This is a genomic window from Planctomycetota bacterium (assembly GCA_016207825.1).
Classification (GTDB): domain Bacteria; phylum Planctomycetota; class MHYJ01; order JACQXL01; family JACQZI01; genus JACQZI01.
In genome coordinates, this window is record JACQZI010000027.1 from 1 (window position 1) to 18,081 (window position 18,081).

Below are 18,081 nucleotides of genomic sequence, written 5' to 3' on the forward strand. Positions count from 1 at the left end.
AGAGGATTGGTATGACCAGGGAAATAACCATTTCTCAGGCTGGCTTCCCGGACAAGGCTTGCTGGTTGGTTCGCCTTCGGCAACTGGCACATATAATTTTACCTTACGCGCTATCGGATATCTCAACCGCAGTATCACCAAGGAATTCAGTATTACCGTTACGGTAACTCCGTTAAGCATCACGACCAATTCACTCCCGCAGGGCGACCCGAATATCGCATATTCAACCACGCTCGGCTTTAACGGCGGAATAACCCCGGTAACCTGGTCAATCATAAACGGCTCTCTGCCTTCGGGCATTACATTAAATAGCCAGACCGGAGTGATTGCCGGGACAACAACAGAAGCCGGAACGACCGCGTATTTTACCGTTCAGGCGTCTTCCTATGACGGACAAACAATAAATAAGAATTTATCGCTTTATATTGCGCCGGCATTAACCGTCCATACGGAAAGCTTGCCACAGCCGGTTTACAATACTCCTTACAGCACGGTTATCAGCGTCACGGGCGGGACGGTCATCAGCGCGACAGTGGTTGATGGCGAATACGGCGATTGGTTTGCCGGAACGGGATATTTGATAACGCTGGAAGGGACACTGCCTCCGGGATTGGGCTTGACTTCCACGAACGGCGACCCGTGCGAATGGTATAGCCAATCGAACCAGAACTGTATCAACTAATGTCATAGCTTATGCTGATACGGGACTTTCCCCGGGCACGAATTATTATTACCGCATCAAAGCCTACAATCAAATTGGAGAAAGTTTCTATTCGTTTGAAGCCCATGCAATGACTTATATCGTAATAGAAGCGCCTTCAACTTTATCTAGTGAAATCGTTTCAGATTCACAAATTAACTTAAGCTGGCTTGACAATTCTTATAATGAGGATGGATTCAAGATAGAACGTAAAATAGGCCCGTATGGGAAATATCAACAACTTGCCTTGGTTAACGCCAACGTCACCGTTTATTCCGATACCGGTCTTGCACCGGCGATGTTTTATGGCTACCGCATCACGGCATATAATCAGAGCGGTAACAGCCATTATTCTATTGAAACAGGTTCGGTTACGCATGAAAGGTCTTTTGAAAGGCTTCTAAATAAGCTTGACCTGCATTATCAGAACGGGGCAATAAATAATTACGACGTCTACCAATCGCTTCACACGGATGTTTCTTTAGCCCAGGATTTTTACGGCCAGGGAGATGTGGGCTCAGGCATCGCTAAGTTGAATGGAGTCTGCACGGAAATAACCGCGAATACACCGGAGCATATTACTGCCCAAGCCAGCGCAGAGTTATATGGGATGGCGCAGATATTAGCACTGCTAACCGGCCAAATTCGGGGAGCGAATTCCACTGCTCCTGCGCCTAAATACATACCATACTGTAACACAATAACTATAACAGGAATCACTCAACCTGGTTTTACCGGAAGCTACGAATGGGTAGTGACTAAGACCGGAACTGGAGATGTTGAGCTGGGAGGTAATACCAGTGGCAACGTGCATACTCCAATCACTCAAACGTCAATTACTATACATGGCATCGTGAGTAGCACGAATCAGGATGATATTGAAATCGGGCTGATAATTACCCCATCTGAAACAACTACAGCTACTGTTATTACCAGCACTAAAATAACGGTCATACAAGTAGATTTAACGTTTAATATTACCGGAACAATTTCCGCAGATAATGATAAACACGACCCAATATCTCGAACAGTTGGTACAGATTTATTAGGCGTAGTTCCAATAACTTATACCCTATCACGAAATTATATTGCTAATCAAATGGAGATTATGGGTATAATAAAAAATATTACACCAACGACTACCAGCCAGTGGAATTTCCGGCGAGATGTTGAATCTCAAAGCTGGCAATATACTCCGGCTGATGCCGATGCCGGAAGAGATCCTATTCCAGTTCCTTTTGGCGCGAAGAGATTCACCGGCGGACCTCCGACTTTTAATGATGATACAAATGACACAGATGAAGATCTTACCCCTAATAGCGCTAATAGAATCTTTGTTTGGGATTGGCCACGGATAGACATTAGTGGAGCCGACGCTGCCCCAATAGGAACAGTATTTGCTCTGCGTTTCCATGGAAGAGAATGGTTGACTCTGTGTACAAATGGTGATAGAGTAACAAGAGTCGTTGAATGGACATGCTCAATTACTGTTCGTAAAGATGGTAATGGTGTTTATACACGTGTTGGCGCTAATGAAATTAGAGAGTTGAATCCGGGAGAAACATTTCCTCCATTGGGATTTACTAAAGCCGAAGCGCTTAATGCAATGGGGAGATAAAGAAAGGAGAAAATAAAATGAAATTGTTTAAATTTAGTATTGCTATAGCGGCAAGTATATTTATTCTTTATATGACATTTACGACTACCGTGTTTACAGCAGATAATAGTAATGACAATGAAAAGGATAAAATTATTAACGCTTTCAAGAATGAAAATACATCGCCAAATGAGGTCGAAAGAATCAAACAAATTCGTCAAACTCAGATAGAAGCGCTGATTTACATCGTTAGGGACTATCAACAAGGCGAAAAAGAGGGAAGGGCATGTTTGAGAACTCCTCCTATAGAAGACGCTATTAAGCTATTGGGACATATTAGAGCTATTGAAGCCGTTGAACCAATAGTTAATCTTATATGGTTTGAAATCAGTGGTGGCAGTACGATAGATGGAGAACCTGTGACATATTACATAAGAGTGACAGATACTGACCAGGAGTTTGCACGGGAAGCTATCTTTTCCGCTTCTCAAACTACCCTGGTTAAAATAGGTTCACCGACAGTTCCATTCCTGATTAAGATACTAAAGAACGGTAGCATCCTTCCGGATAAAAACAGCTTTGCCTTAAAGACAATCTATTTGATAGAAGGTGATTGTGCAATTCATCGCTTGGAAAAGACTTTGAGAGAGGAAAAGGATGAGACCAAGAAGAAGAACCTAACCGACGCCATCACCAAGTTTAAGGAAGAGTTAAAATCAGGCGCTTATAATAAATAAGACTGCCCCAAATGAGAAAAGTCTTCCAATGCCCAATCAATAATGGCCCGACTAATTTAATCGTCACGGCTACTTCATCATCTCAGATAGCATTTGAGTTTCTGGATAATTCAGATAATGAAGAGGGCTTTGCCGTAGAGCGTAAGACTGAAATATATGGAACCTATGAAACCATTGCCTATATCGTACCAATTAGTTCTGATACCGGCTCCGGCATTCCAATTATATCTTATGATAAAATAGTATCACCAAATACCACATATTATTATCGTGTCCGGGCTTATAACGACGTTGGCAATAGTCCTTATTCCAATGAAGCGAATGCATTAACATGGATGCAGACGCCGACAAGTTTACAGGCAACGCCTGTTTCCATTTCCCAGATAGATATAAGCTGGCTGAACAATACCACAAACCAAGACGGATTGGTAATAGAGCGAAAAGCAAGCTACGGCGATTTTGCCCAGATTGCCACGGTCTATGCAAATACCACCAGTTATTCTGATACAACTCTTATTTCTGATACACGTTATGATTACCGGGTCAAGGCATACAGAACCGGAAATAGCAGCGGTTATTCTGGAGTGACAAACACGGTTACCATAAGATTAACCGTGCCATATTTAAGCGGGATAGTTACGGAGTATTATAACCAGGGTCTGATAACCGATTATTCGGTTTACCAGACGCTATTGGGTTATCTTTCCTCTGCACACTCATCTGCCGGTCAGGGAGATTTGGTTTCTTATGTCAGTTACCTTAATGCCTTTAATGATAAAGTTATTACAGAAACAGGCACTACCATTAACCAAAATGCCGGCTTGGCATTATTAGGAATGGGATTGCAAGTAAAAGAATTAAAGGCAGGGATTAGAGGGATAGACGCAAAATCCGACCCAATAACATATATTCCAGTATGCCATGTTATTACTTTTACGGCGACAGTTACCCCCACTAATACACCCGGCGAATACAAATGGGTAATTACGCCAACTGGCACGGATAAATTGAGATTTGAAAGTCCTGATGCAGGAACCTTTGACCCAGATAATCCTGTTACGCCAACTATTGCAGTCCATGGCTTAAAATGGAGCGATGCAACAAATGATATTGGGATTATCTTTGTGTTTACTTCCACTCCAAATGGTAACGTTATTTCTACTACCTATAACAGCACGGTAATTACAACCAGTTTCTCAAGCGAACCAATTTTAACTATGGCCAATCCTCAAACTCCAACAGTTATCGCAGATGCAACTGTTGTTACGATAACAGGTTCTGCTTTTGTCATATCATCAACAGCAACTATTAGCACTACTCCGGTGTTTGACTCATATTGTAAACAATGGGAATTAGGTTACATTCAAAATGTGATATCCGATACTATCCTATATACATATCAAGGTATTACCCCAATCAAGGGAACACAAATCAATTTAGCGCTTTTAGATTCATTTCCTGACGAACTAGTTTTATATGGAAACAAATTCACTTCAAATAATCAGTCATTAAAACCACAATGGTTTAGAGACACGCCATCATGTACGCTTTCATGGAATTATCTAGGAACAGGAGAGCCATTACAATCGTTTTATCGTTATGCAGAATTCATCGTTTGGCTAGTGGCATATAACAAAACCACAAAGGAAATTAGATACTTAAGGTGGTGGCGGTGGAAACTCGTTCATGACATTGTCTTCGATACAACGAAACCTTTGCCTCCTAATGGAACTGTGCAGGCAAGAACGACTATAAAAGAAACAAGCACCGTAGGACAAATTAATTCCGGCAATGATAAGGGAAACTGGGAGAGTTTAAGTCTACAGAAGAATCCCCCTGTTATTGAACCGCCTCTTGCTAATGATCCAATTACTTGGCAATGGGGATGGCAATAGTAAAATAATAAAATCGCAATGAAAGGAAAAATATGTTGAAGATGAAAAAAATATGGTTTTTCAGTATCGGGATTATTTTTATAAGCATACTAGGTTGTGGTACAAATAATGTGTCTTCCTCTAATGTCAATCTTAAGCAAAATGAGACCTCAATAGAATTTCTTAATTACAGTGAAGAAGTAACTGAAAAACAGATAGCAACTTCTGATTTCTGCATCGTGGGGAAGGCGCATATCAAAGGGCAGAAGGTTCTGGATGAAATAAACTGGAAGGATGAAAACGGGAATGTTACTAAAAAACCTTTCAAGTGGAACATAGAAGGAGAAATCAAAATCGATTCTGTCATATATGGAAAGCCAAATGTTAAAACGATTGACTTTACTATGGTAACCAGTTTATTTGTACTATCTTCTGAGGCTGGCGGACAGATGGGAGAATTTGACGCAGTCTGGAAAGGCCTTCAACCTAAAGAAGACGATACTTTAATAATCTTTGGAAAGGTGGAAGCAGGAAACATCAAAATTATAAAGCCCATAAAACGAGAGAACATATCAGTATTCACTGAAAGTTGCAAGGCAATTAAAAGCTTACTAAGTCTGGATAAGAACGAATCTCAAAAGCAACGGGAAAAATTGCTCGTTGAATCTAATAACCAGGATTTACTTCTTTACTTAATCAGAAAAATAGCTCAGGAGGAGGGGCTGAGTAAAACCATATCGTCAATTGAAACGTTATTCACTAAGGGGATGATAACCCCTGAACGCGAATTTATCAGCTATAGATTAGCTATGGAGCTTGTTGCAACACATCATAATGACATAAAACAAAACAAACTAACCATATTGAATAATATTATCACCAAAAATCTGTCTACTATAGCAACAGTAATAGACGGCGTTGCTCATCTTAGAATATTTGACACCAAAGCCTTTGAACAAAACTATGAACTTAAAGAGGGTGTTAAAACAATACTGAATAATCTATCCCAAAAGTTCAAGAATGACAAAGACTATTCAGAATGGGAAAAGCGGGTAAATAAAATATTCCCACCGGAAGAAAAGACGGAAAAGTGAAAAATCACCTTCCTAATATTCTTGCGTTAAAAGAGTTATGCCGATGGGATGTGTCCCGGAAATCCGTAAATCATAAAGAAAGGAGATAAAAATGAAATCGCTACGCAAGAATTACTTAAGCCGGATAGGGATGGTTTTTATAGCACTCGTTTTAATAGGGGCTATCACTCAAATAGTTTTCACAGAAGATAAATTAAGCGAGAAAGATAAAATTATTATTAAACTAAAAGATGAGGACACTCTTGCCAATGAAGCAAAGAGGATTAAAGAAGACCGGCAAGTTCAAATAGAAGCGTTAATTTATGTCATTACAGATATTCAAAAAGGCTTAGCCGAAGGCCGTCCCTCTTTGAGGACTCCCCCAGCTGAAATGTCTGTTCAATTATTAGGCGATATTAGAGCCGTAGAATCTGTTAATACGTTAATTGATTTGGGATGTTTTCTTATTGATGAACGAACGCCTTCAATATCTTTGAGTACTGATCGTGATATGGCTTTGAGAGGATTAGAATCATCTACCGAAAAGGCTTTATCGAAAATAGGAAAGCCTGCTGTGCCAGAGCTGATTGAATTGATAAAAAATGGAACCACTAGAACACACTTTGCCGCAGGAGTAACAAATGAAGGCAAACGTCTAATACAAGCAAATGATAATAGTAATGCTAAGAAGAATTATTTCTTCAGGGAAATGCTGTATCTAATAGAAGATGATTGTGCGGTTCATCGCTTAGAAAAGGCGCTGAAAGAGGAAAAGGATGAGACCAAGAAGAAGAACTTATCCGATGCTATTACTAAATTCAAGGAAGAGTTGAAATCCGGAGCTTTTAATAAATAAAACTATCCCGAAAGGGAGGCTTCGCGCTGGGTGAGTAAAATATTCCCGCCTGCCCCGACTTCAGGTGGGCCGGAAACCCCGAAATAATATGGAAATATCGGAGTAATTCCGGGGACGTAATCCTGAAGTCTCCTTATTCAAACTTTCCCCTTGACATTTCAGGTTGACATTATTATAGTATCATTGTTTTAAGTGTGGCTACGGGTAGATTCAAGCGCATGGAAGGGTGGATTCAAGCACGTGGACGGGTAGATTCAAGCGCGTGAGAGGGTAGATTCAAGCGCGTGGATGGGTAGATTCAAGCGCGTGGAAGGATGGATTCAAGCGCGTGGACGGGTGGATTCAAGTGCATGGATGGGTGGATTCAAACGCGTGGATGGGTAGATTTAAGCGCGTGGGAGGGTAGATTCAAGCGCATGGAAGGGTAGATTCAAGCACGTAGGAGGGTAGATTTAAGAGCGTGGGAGGTAGGGCACGGGGGTAGGGTGGTATCGGTCTTGCAGCAAGGTTTTTAAAAAGATTTGGCATCTAATGTTCTAATATATAAGGGGTTATAAATATGGCAGAGCCGACTAAGCAAATTTTATTCAAGGCCATCCTTCGCGCTCCTTTTTTCGACCATGCGCCCGAAGAAGAGGTGGAGAAATGGGCTAAAAACACCATTGATGCCGCCCAAAAAACATACTCCCAAAGCAAAAAAGCAATCCGGACAAAAAAAGACTACGAGGAAAAGATTGCCAAACCAGCCGAGGAGATGATAGATAAATTTATTTCAAAGGGAAAGTATAAAAGCCACGAGCAAATCATGAATAAGCTGAGGGATGGTAAAAATCTGGCGGCGAAAAAGTTTTTCGAGAAACGCAAAAGGGCGTATGAATCCGGTAAATTCGCCGATGACGTCCAATTCGGCAAAAAATTCTACGCCCAAAAGTGGGTAAAATATAACGGGCCTTTAAGAGGCTACAAAAAAGGCGGAATAAAAGGCCTGGGCGCATTGGCCGTAATGGCGTTATCCGCGGATAAAGACCTAAATCAGTTTTTGAAAAAAGATACGGATAAAATTATTGATGGCGTCCCGCTTTCTATTGCTTTGCCGGATAAGGCCGGGAAGTTCAAGAACGCTTTAAGAAACCAAATCACCCGCTCAGGAAAATACATAATCGATACGAATTATAAAGAACAAAGCCTCCGGGATGAAAACGAAACAGTTAACCGCTTGGCGAATGAATACCGTTTGCCGGAAATCGCGCCTTTTAGCCCTGTGGGAGTTTCATACATAAATTTCATTGCAGTTGAGATGTCGAATCCGGTAAAACCTGGTGAGACAATTAAACAGCTTGGATTGGATGTGCAGGTGGCAACCGTTTAATCATTCTAGGAATGCGACTAATTGGTTTACCGAGGCATTGACATCGCGGAAAAGGAGAATGAGCTCTTTGCTGTGGTCGGCGTTGTCATCTTTGGCTAAAGGAAGTTCTCCCAGCCTTTGAATGAAAGAATCATCCTTATAAAGGGCTTTCATTTCCTTTAAGATGTTATTATACTTTTCTGCGTAAATATTGGCGTAGAAAGAGGGGTTGTCCGCGCTCAAGGTCGAAAGCTCATTATAAAGCACGTTTACCAGCCGCTTGATTGTTTCTTTGTTCATAATATCTAATATATATTGTTGCCTTAAAACCACCAAGAAAAATCTAATTTCATGTTATCACTCTCTGCTCCGCCTATCCCGCTTTTCCCCGATTGGTATTTAATTGGCATCCTTTCCGTAAGTTTTTACTTGAGATATAGGAAAGTATAAACACGAATCTCACGAATAATTACTCCATTGTTTTTATAATAAAATTAGTTATATTCGTGTTATTCGCCTAATTCGTGCTATTTGTGTTCCTCTTTTTCTGAATTGGTATTTAATTGACAGCTCTTGCGTAAGTTTTTATAAGTGGAGCAACTGTCTCGAAAGTATTCGGGATGATCTCTGAACTATGAATTCAATTGAACGAGCCCATGTTTAAATCAGCGGATATTGTCATAATCGGCGGCGGGGTTTTCGGGACTTCCGTTGCCTACCACCTCGCCCAATCCGGTCTGCCTGTCCCGTTGCGCGGGACGCAGGCAGGCGCTAAGAATATAATTCTTTTGGAAAAAGACCTGCTCGGAAGCGGCGCCACCGGCAAGGCCGCCGGTTTAACCATACGACAGTGGACCACAGAACTCGATATCGCCCTGGTCAACGGGTCACTGGAAATATATAAGAGCCTGCCCGGTATTAATTCCGCTTTCAGGCAGACCGGGCTTGTGTATCTGGCAAGCACTGCGGATGACGATAAATACCTCACCCAATCCGAGTTACTTATAAAGACAGCCGGTGTCCGATATTCCCGCTGGGATAAAGCCGCTATTAAAAAGAATCTCCCCTGGATGGCGACGGATATTTTCACTGCCGGTTTATACACACCCGATGACGGCTACATAGACCCCTACCAGATAGTTTCCGCGTTCGCTTCCCTGGCGCGTAAAAAGGGAGTGGAGTTTTGGGAGAAGACCGAAGCCATAGCAATAGATGTCTCGGATAATAAAGTCAGCGGGGTCAAGACCAGCCAGGGCTATATTTCCACTCCACTTATAATCAATGCCGCAGGCGCCTGGGCTAAAAAGGTCGGCGCACTGGCTGGGTTGAATCTTCCTTTGAAACCTTACCGCACCCAGATTGCCGTCCTATGCCAGTCCGGAGCGACGGCTACGGAGCGGCGGATGGCCGTCCTGAAACCCAAGCACAAGCTCCCCAATAATTTTACCGCCGTTTATGATATGGCTAAGAACGTGTATTTCCATGAGGAAACCGGAGGCCTTCTACTTGCCGGGGACGGCACGACCGAGACAGAGGAAAACCCCGACCAATATAAACAGCGGGGTGACGATAAATTCCTTTCCGAGATTGCGGATAAGATATCATCGTTAATTCCCGGAATGTCCGAGGCTGGAGTGGTAAAATCATGGGCCGGGCTTTGCATGGCAACTCCTGACCGCCTGCCGGTTTTAGGGCCGGTGAAGGAGTTGGAAGGATTCTGGATTGCCGGGGGCGATAACGGCTACGGATTTATGAGGGCCGGGATGCTCGGCAAACTCTTGGCGGAAATATTGAGGGGAGATAAATCATCGCTTGATATCTCCTTGCTTTCACCGGAGAGGTTTAAGGGCAAAGATTATTCTGAGTTTAAGATTAAGCAGGGAATGACGGTTTAAAATAGCCACTGAGACGCAGAGAACACAGAGAAAATAATTTGTTTTAGTCTCGTAAAAGTCCCTGTTAAAGTTTTGCTATTAGTTTTGCTTTATCGCGGCGACCAGTTCAGCAAGTATCAAGGCGTTAGGAACGCGCCTGACCGGAAGGAACCAGGTCTTTTTAGGGCCTTCTATCTTCACATAGCCCGCTTCCAGTGAGATGTTCTTGATATCGCTGTAAGCAAGATTGATTGGCCCTTTAAGATGGATTATTAGTTTATAGATACCGTATATAATCCAGCCGGCGCCTGCCGTCATAAGCCCTAACAGGATGATAACCAAAGGGTTTGTTTCCGACATTCCTGAAGAGGCGATATTTCGGTTTAGTGCGATACTGTCTTTGGTAAGCGCCACGGGGCCGAGCGAGATTCTGCCTTCGGACTTTACCTTTTGCAGGGATTTTTCCTTGGCGACGGCCAGGCTTTTGGTTACGATATCCTGGATTAAATTAAGGCTATTCGCGTAACGGGTGGATTCAAAGGCTATTTTCCCCCCTTCGCTTCCGGTAATTTCCACCCTCTGTTCGTCTTCTACGGTGGTTGAGCCGTATGTCTGGGTGGTGATTACCCGGAAGTCTGTTTTGATTGCTTCCACGCTGTCCCAGGGGATGGATACTGTTTTAAGGGAAGGCATTTCCCTTATCCATTTGATGCCCTTGGAATCTATTTCTATGGATAAGCCCCGCTCGTAGAACACGACCATGATTCCAGCCGCGGCGATAGACACGGCGACAAGCAGGTTAAGGATGAAACTATCATCCGGAAGCGATAAAGCGCTCGTTAGTATCAGCATTATTAATAACGGGATAAAGGAACCGGCTATCAGCGAAAACCAGTAGATAGACATCCGGGCGTTGCTGGTTACGCCCCAGAGGAGGTTTAGTATCAGGCCGGCAAAAAGGAATCCGCCTGATGCGCACAGCGGTATGGCGGAAGCGGGAATTTTATCGTCTGGATTGAATTTGATATTTGCAATGAGCAATCCTATGGAAATAAGCGCCAGGACCGCGGAGATAATTGCGGAAATCTGGATGGTCCAGGAACGCTTTAAGATTGTTTTATTGTCGGCGCTTCTGCCGCCCAACGCGCCGGATTTATCGGAGGCATTATCCATACCAAAAGATAATATCATCATGAAACACTAATGTCAAATTTTAGAAAGGTTTATCGGGATGTTTTCTTTCTTCCTGCGGAGGCCTATTGTAAAATATGCAGAGCGGGAAATTACCGGGCAATGATTTTCTTGTTTTTATCGAGAATGTGCTGTATAATAAAAAATTCTAATACCTGTTATAGGAGAAGCTATAATGGTAAAAGCAAAGATTCTTGCGAGAGCGCTGTGTTTTATTTTATGTCTAATCGTTTTTTCCTCCTGTTCGCAAAAGGAACCGCCCAAGGCCAGGCAGGCGCGCCTGGCGACCGTGACGGTCACGAAACCCGCGGAGGAACGGGTTGAGCGCATCATAACCGCCATCGGAACGCTCGATCTGGAAGACGAGGTTAATGTCGCCACCGAAGTCGGCGGGCTCATCAAGGAAGTCCGGTTTGAGGAAGGGCAGGAGATATCTCCGGGCGATATTTTGGTCGTGCTGGATGAGACTAATTTTAAGCTGAATGTGGATAAGGCAAATGCTGCTTTGGACAAGGCTACATCAGGACTTTCGCTGGCGGAGGATAATTACAATCGCGCCAAGACCTTAAAGGAGAAGGAATTGATTTCAAACCAGGAATACCAGGAAGCCACACTGGCGCTTCAGAATGCCAAGTCCGACCTTGCCGGCGCCCAGACCAATTGCCGGATTGCCCAGCGGGCGCTGGATTTTTCCGTCATCAAAGCACCGTTCCGCGGGCGCGGCATTTCCGGTTCAACCGAGAACGGCCAATCACGGGATGGCGTCCCGGCCGGCGAATTCCCCAAGGGCAAATACACCTGGGAAGTCCAGAAGAAGCTTGTTTCCGTGGGAGAGTATTTGAATACCGGCAGCCCGGTTGCCGAGCTGGTTAACCGGACGACCCTGAAACTGCGTTTCACCGTACCGGAACGGGAAGCCCGTTATCTTGCCATGGGCAAGGCCGTGAAATTTACCACCCTGGCCGCGCCCGGCGATTTTAAGGCAGTAATATTTTACATCGCCCCGAATATCATCGAAAGCACGCGGGCAGTCACCGTCAAGGCGTATGTCGACAATAAAGACCATGTTTTGCGTGCCGGCTATTCCGCCAACGTCAGTTTCGTCGGAGAACTCAGCGAGAAAGCCATGATGATTTCCCGCCGTTCATTGCGTTTTGACGTGGATAAATCATACGTCCTGGTAGTCATGGACGGGGTGCTTAAGAAGAAAGATGTAACCATCGGAATTGAACATGATGAATATGTGGAAATAACTTCCGGGCTCAGCTTAACCGATAAGGTGGTGGTCCGTTCGGGCTCGTTTTTGGAAGATGGCACCAAGGTGGAGGTGATACCGGATTCTCCGGTTGGAACGCCTGTCCCGCAGTCCCGCCCCGAATGGCAAGGCTCTCCAGAGGCGGCGGATAAACCGGAAAATAAGAAAGATAAATAATTATGTGGCTTCCGGATATGTCCATAAGAAGACCGGTGACCACGGTGATGGTCATTTGCGCGCTTCTCATTTTCGGCGTTATCGGATTTTTCAGGCTCGGCATTGCGCTCATGCCCGATGTCGATTTTCCCATAGTCAGCGTCGGCACCAGCTGGCGCAATTCCACGCCTGAACAGGTGGAAATAAGCGTGACCAAGCCAATCGAAGCCGCCATCGGACAGCTGGAAGGCGTCAAGCATATTACCTCATCCAACCGGCGCGGTTCATCCCGCGTCACCGTGGAGTTCGAATTATCCCGCGATATCGAAAGCGCGACCCAAGACGTGCGCGATGCCGTTTCACGGGCATCCCATGATTTGCCGGATGATGTTGACCCGCCGACCATCAGTAAATACGATGTCAATGCCCAGCCGATTATGATGATTGCCGTTTATGGAGATTTGCCGGTGACCGAGATACGCCAGTTTGCAGAGGAGACCATTGCCCCGCGGCTCCAGCAGAAACCGGGAGTAGGCTCCATCGATGTCGGCGGAGGCCGGACGAGAGAAATCAGGATCTGGCTCTACCGCGACAAGCTCAAGCAATACGGGATAACCATCCAGGATGTCATCAATGCGCTTAAGACGGAAAACCTGGAAATGCCCGGCGGCAAGGTGGAAACGAATGTCCAGGAACTGGTCATCAATACCAAGGGCAGGATTGATAACGCCCGGCGCTTTAACGATATTGTGATTACTTACCGCGAAGGGACATCGATAAAAATAAGCGATGTCGGCTACGCCGAAGACGGGATGAACGATATGGATTCGATCGTCCGTTTCGTGGACCCGGCGGGCGCCGAACGCTTAAGCATCGGGATGCGCGTCTCGCCGCAGACCGGCGCCAACCAGGTTGCCGTGGCGCGCGCCATACGCGAGGAGATAGAAAACACGCGCAAGATTCTCCCCAAAGGGATGTATATGGATATAGCTTTCGATAACTCGGTCTTTATCGAGCGCGCCATAAACGATGTCAATATGAACTTGGTAGTTGGCGCGATACTGGCCTCCCTGGTTATACTTTTGTTCCTGCAGAATATCGGGACGGCCGTTATCAGCGCCCTAGCTATCCCGACTTCGATTATCGCCACCTTCGGATTCATGTATTTCATGGGCTTTACATTAAATACGCTGACCATGCTCGGGCTGGCGCTGGCCGTGGGGATTGTCATAGACGATGCCATCATAATAGTCGAAAATATTTACCGCCATAGGGAAGAAGGTAAAGGCATGTTGGAAGCCGCCAAGGACGGTGCCAGCGAGATAAGCTTTGCCGCCATGGCCGCGACCTTCGCGCTTTTGGGCATATTCCTGCCGGTCGCTTTTATGTCCGGGCTCATCGGCAGGTTTTTCTATGAATTTGGGATGACCATGGCTTTTTCCATATTCATCTCGCTCGTCGTGGCTTTAACCCTGACCCCGATGCTTTCTTCCCGGTACCTTAAGGTCGGAGTAGCGCGGTTTTTCCTTTTCAAATGGTTTGAAGCGCTGATGAACGGCTCGCGCAGGCTCTACACCAGGGTTATTGCCGTCACTTTAAAATACAGCATCACGACTATTGTGGCGGCAATCATCCTTTTTATCGGGAGCGTCTGGCTGGTCAGGAATCTAGGCGTGGAATTCCAGCCGCAGGAAGACCAGTCGCGCTTTATGGTGCGCATAGAAACGCCCATAGATTATTCCGTATTGGCCACCGAACAGGTGACCAGGAAAGTCGTGGATATAGTCAAAGGCATTCCGGAGGTGGAATATTTCATGGCGGCCACCGGCGGCTTCGGCGGTTCGGCAAACTCCGGCAGCCTGAACGTGACCCTGAAGGACAGGCGTTTCAGGACGCGTTCGCAGTTTGAAATAATGGCGGATGTTCGTCGCATGCTTTCCAAAATCCCGGACGCGGCGGTGAGCGTTTCCGAGGCAAGCGGAGGCGCGCCGGGCGGCGGCGGGCGCGGAGGCGCCATCCAGTATGTCATCCAGGGGCCGGACCTTGCCGTGCTTGACCGGGCAACGAATACTATCATGGAAGAACTGAAGAAAACGCACGGCTTTGTCGATGTGGACCGCGATTTGCGCATCGGGAAACCCGAGCTACAGGTGAAGATAGACCGTGAACGCGCCGCCGAGATGGGAATTTCCGCAGCGGATATCTCCGGCATCATCGGTGTAAGTTTCGGCGGGCTGGAAGTGGGCGATTATACCGAAGGCGGAAAAACATATAAAGTCCGCGTTAAAGCGGTGGATAGCGAGCGGAGGACCATAAAGGATATCTCGGATATCAGCATCCGCTCGGCAAAGGGAGAGGTCGTGGATATGACCAATATAATCGATGTCAAGCCTTCGATCGGGCCGAACATGATAAACCGGACCGACCGCGAGCGTTCCGTGACGCTTTCGGCCAACCTGGAAGGATTGCCCCTGGGCGATGCTATCGCGCAGATGGAAGCGATAAGCAAAAAAGTGCTTCCTCCCGGTTATTACGGCAGGCGTTCAGGCTCGAGCGAGATGTTCGGAGATGCCTATTTCAGCATAATTTTCGCGCTTGTCTTGGCGCTTATTTTCAGCTATATGATTCTTGCCGCCCAGTTTGAAAACTTCATCCATCCCTTTTCCATCACGCTTTCGCTTCCGTTGGCCGTGGTCGGTGCTCTGGGGTTCCTGTGGTTTGGCGCGAATGTTATCGGCCTGTCCGGCATGACCATAAACATCATGTTCATGATCGGCGTAATTCTACTGGTCGGCCTGGCTAAGAAAAACGCCATTCTCTTGATTGATTATACCGACCAGCTTAGGAAAAGCGGGTTAAGCCGTGACGATGCCCTGAAGCAGGCCTGCCCGGTCAGGTTAAGGCCGATTCTTATGACCTCGATTACCACGATTGCCGCGACTATCCCGGTGATTATCGGTTTGGGGGAAGGCTCGGAAAGCCGCCGCCCGATGGCGATAGCCATATTCGGCGGGATAGTAACCTCGACCCTTTTGACCCTGGTTGTGATACCTTCCGTTTACCGCATCTTTGATATCATCCTTACCAAATTCCATCTTTCCAGGGAATCGAAGAAACAATAAATCACTTCGCGATTGATTTGGCAAGTGCAATACCGAGTTCGCGCAATGCTTCCTGGGAGGCCTTATCCGGTTTATCTTTCACCAAAACAGATTTCCCGAGTTGCTGCAGCCTGAAAGCGCGGCAGAGCTGTTCGATGCTCTTGGCAGCCGTCCCTCCGCCTCCGTGGGTGACGAATATACCGCAGGGTTTATTATCAAGCTTTCCCTGGGTGGGGTAGAAAGTCCGGTCGAAGAAATCCTTAACGATCCCGGACATATAGCCAAAATAATCCGGCGAGCCGAGGCAAACCGCGTCAGCGGCGATGAGTTCTTCCGGCCCGGCATCAGGCGCTTTTTTCACTATCGGCGCAGTCTCTTTTACACTCCTGACTCCTTCAGCCACAAATTCTGCGGCAAGCTTGGTGTTACCGGTCTGCGAATGGTAAACTATCAGGACTTTTTTAAGCATATATAAATTCCTTACTTGTTTTAAGAAGGCAGTTTATTATAAAAGCCAGGGCAATTCAAGTAAATAAAGCTTGCGGCAAGGGGAAGTGGAAATATTATTAAATATTCCAAAAATATATTGACAAATCACGTGCCGTAAATTATACTATATACTCGTAGGGGGTATATGGGAAGGAGCATGAATATGTTAGACACAAAATCCAAAAAGGATGTGCTGAGCCGGCTTAACCGCATTAAGGGCCAGATTGCGGGCGTCCAGCGGATGGTCGAGGAGCCCCGATACTGCGTTGATATCATTAACCAAATTACCGCCATCAAGCGCGCCCTTGACCAGGTGGGCTTAATCGTGATGAAACAGCATATCAACACCTGCGTTTCCAGCGAGATTAAAAAGGGGCACGATACCCAGAAAGTCAATGAATTGATCCAGACGATTGACCAGTTCGTAAGATAAAGGTGATTTATGAGGCTGACGGTATTTTTGCTGATGCTTTTCGCGGTTTGCGGATGCGCTTCATCCGCAGAAGAACCTGTATTGCTTAATGCCCCGAGCGCGGATAATTACACCGCGCCGGAAAATCCGTTTCCTTCGGTTACGGAAACGGATTTAATTGCTTCTCCCCTGAATCTGGATAATGTAATCGGTTTTGCCCTTGATAATAATCCATCCTTGAAAGCGGCCAACAGCCGCTGGGAGGCGTCCCGGCAAAGGCCGGTCCAGGCGAGAAGCCCGGAAGACCCGATGTTATTAGCCCAATATATGAATAATCCGGATATGTATAAAACCGGTTTGATGCTTTCGCAGAAAATACCGTGGTTCGGCAAACTCAGCCTCGCGGGAAAGATTGCCGAATCGGATGTTTTGATAGAAGAACAGAAAGCGATAAACGAGCGCTGGCTTCTGGTCGGTAAGGTCAAAATAGCTTATTACGATTTGTTCTGGATTAACCGGGCTATCCGCGTGAATGAGGAAGCCAAAGGCATCATATCCAATATAGAAAAAATAGCGCTGTTGCAATACGAAACCGGCAAGACCGGCCAGCAGGATGTTTTGAAAGCGCGGATAGAACTCGCCCGGATAAATAACGAAATTGGCGTTTTAAACGAGAGCCGGACTGCGGCGATAGCCGCACTTAACCGGCTTTTGAACCGCCCGTCCTCGGCGCCTCTGGGGGAACCGGAAATGAATAATCTGTCCGCCTTGAAATTATCGCTCGAACAATTAACCGGGCTGGCTTTGAAGTTTTCGCCCGAAGTTAAAATGAGCGAGGAAGAAATAAGAAAGTTTGATAATGAAGTTGCCCTGGCGCGTAAGCAGTATTACCCGGACTGGGTTCTCTCGCTGGAGTATAACCGCTTAGACAACGGCATAGAAGGCGAAGATAACGAATGGGGCGTCAAGGCGGGAATCAATATTCCCTTGTGGCGCAGGAAATATGCCGCCGCCGTGCGCGAGGCAAACGCCAACCAAAAGGCAAGCCAATATGAATCGCAATCAGCCAAAAGCAAGACCATTTTCGACGTGAAAGACAGTTACGTGAAAATCGCCAACGCCTGGAAAGTGATTGAGTTGTACCAAAACACCCTGATTCCGCAGGCAAGCCAATCGCTGGCGGTTTCCCAGGTCGGTTACCAGACCGGCAAATCTGATTTCCTGGATTTATTGGACAGTGTCAGCCTGATTTTGGATTTGAAGCTCGGTTTATACCAAGCTCAGGTTGATTATAAAAAGGAACTGGCCGCGCTGGAATTATGCTGCGCTTTCCCGGTGGAAAGCGTTACCGGCGAAAGAACCCCTAAAGAGGCAACGCCTAATACAAAGGAATCCAAATAGTTTTAATAAGGAGTTGT

At 45.9% G+C, this 18,081-nt stretch carries 15 protein-coding genes; 12 read left to right on the plus strand and 3 right to left on the minus strand.

Features of this window, described 5'->3' with window-relative positions; all coding sequences use genetic code 11:
• From HY811_09695 to HY811_09725, 7 genes are all read left to right on the plus strand, one after another.
• Positions 1-682: putative Ig domain-containing protein (locus tag HY811_09695; GenBank protein ID MBI4835074.1), on the plus strand; the 682-nt coding region annotated here is incomplete at its 5' end.
• A 109-nt stretch (positions 683-791) separates the two neighbouring features.
• Entirely contained in the window at positions 792-2,318 is a 1,527-nt protein-coding gene (locus HY811_09700; GenBank protein MBI4835075.1) for a fibronectin type III domain-containing protein, read from the plus strand.
• A gap of 17 nt (positions 2,319-2,335) precedes the next feature.
• On the plus strand, positions 2,336-3,034 hold the full coding sequence (locus HY811_09705; GenBank protein MBI4835076.1) for a hypothetical protein: 699 nt from the start codon (positions 2,336-2,338) through the stop codon (positions 3,032-3,034).
• A gap of 11 nt (positions 3,035-3,045) precedes the next feature.
• Positions 3,046-4,929, plus strand: a complete 1,884-nt coding sequence (locus HY811_09710) for a fibronectin type III domain-containing protein (GenBank protein ID MBI4835077.1) — start codon at positions 3,046-3,048, stop codon at positions 4,927-4,929.
• Positions 4,930-4,961: 32 nt separating this feature from the next.
• Positions 4,962-6,002 carry a hypothetical protein gene (locus HY811_09715; GenBank protein MBI4835078.1) on the plus strand — a complete coding sequence of 347 codons (1,041 nt, stop codon included), beginning with the start codon at positions 4,962-4,964 and terminating at the stop codon, positions 6,000-6,002.
• Positions 6,003-6,093: 91 nt separating this feature from the next.
• Positions 6,094-6,837 carry a hypothetical protein gene (locus HY811_09720; protein ID MBI4835079.1) on the plus strand — a complete coding sequence of 248 codons (744 nt, stop codon included), beginning with the start codon at positions 6,094-6,096 and terminating at the stop codon, positions 6,835-6,837.
• A 559-nt stretch (positions 6,838-7,396) separates the two neighbouring features.
• Complete coding sequence (locus HY811_09725; protein MBI4835080.1) at positions 7,397-8,206, plus strand: hypothetical protein; 810 nt, start codon at positions 7,397-7,399, stop codon at positions 8,204-8,206.
• Here HY811_09725 and HY811_09730 read toward each other — a convergent pair whose 3' ends face one another.
• Positions 8,207-8,485 (minus strand): hypothetical protein, encoded by a 279-nt coding sequence (locus tag HY811_09730; GenBank protein MBI4835081.1) that lies wholly within the window; start codon positions 8,483-8,485, stop codon positions 8,207-8,209.
• Between the two features lie 356 nt (positions 8,486-8,841).
• Here HY811_09730 and HY811_09735 point away from each other — a divergent pair, with 356 nt between their 5' ends.
• A complete protein-coding gene (locus tag HY811_09735) occupies positions 8,842-10,080 on the plus strand; it encodes an FAD-binding oxidoreductase (GenBank protein MBI4835082.1) in 1,239 nt (412 codons plus the stop codon).
• Positions 10,081-10,158: 78 nt separating this feature from the next.
• Here HY811_09735 and HY811_09740 read toward each other — a convergent pair whose 3' ends face one another.
• Positions 10,159-11,253, minus strand: coding sequence for a hypothetical protein (locus tag HY811_09740; protein ID MBI4835083.1), 1,095 nt, complete (start codon positions 11,251-11,253; stop codon positions 10,159-10,161).
• Positions 11,254-11,425: 172 nt separating this feature from the next.
• On the opposite strand from HY811_09740, the gene HY811_09745 reads away from it, so the two are divergent.
• Positions 11,426-12,682, plus strand: a complete 1,257-nt coding sequence (locus HY811_09745; GenBank protein ID MBI4835084.1) for an efflux RND transporter periplasmic adaptor subunit — start codon at positions 11,426-11,428, stop codon at positions 12,680-12,682.
• A 17-nt stretch (positions 12,683-12,699) separates the two neighbouring features.
• The gene (locus tag HY811_09750) at positions 12,700-15,783 is read left to right on the plus strand and encodes an efflux RND transporter permease subunit (protein MBI4835085.1); all 3,084 of its coding nucleotides are present in this window, start codon (positions 12,700-12,702) and stop codon (positions 15,781-15,783) included.
• A 1-nt stretch (position 15,784) separates the two neighbouring features.
• Here the strand turns inward: HY811_09750 and HY811_09755 are convergent, their stop codons facing one another.
• The gene (locus HY811_09755) at positions 15,785-16,231 is read right to left on the minus strand and encodes an NAD(P)H-dependent oxidoreductase (protein ID MBI4835086.1); all 447 of its coding nucleotides are present in this window, start codon (positions 16,229-16,231) and stop codon (positions 15,785-15,787) included.
• A 183-nt stretch (positions 16,232-16,414) separates the two neighbouring features.
• On the opposite strand from HY811_09755, the gene HY811_09760 reads away from it, so the two are divergent.
• On the plus strand, positions 16,415-16,684 hold the full coding sequence (locus HY811_09760; GenBank protein ID MBI4835087.1) for a metal-sensitive transcriptional regulator: 270 nt from the start codon (positions 16,415-16,417) through the stop codon (positions 16,682-16,684).
• Positions 16,685-16,693: 9 nt separating this feature from the next.
• Positions 16,694-18,064 carry a TolC family protein gene (locus tag HY811_09765; GenBank protein ID MBI4835088.1) on the plus strand — a complete coding sequence of 457 codons (1,371 nt, stop codon included), beginning with the start codon at positions 16,694-16,696 and terminating at the stop codon, positions 18,062-18,064.
• The last annotated feature ends 17 nt before the right edge of the window (positions 18,065-18,081 follow it).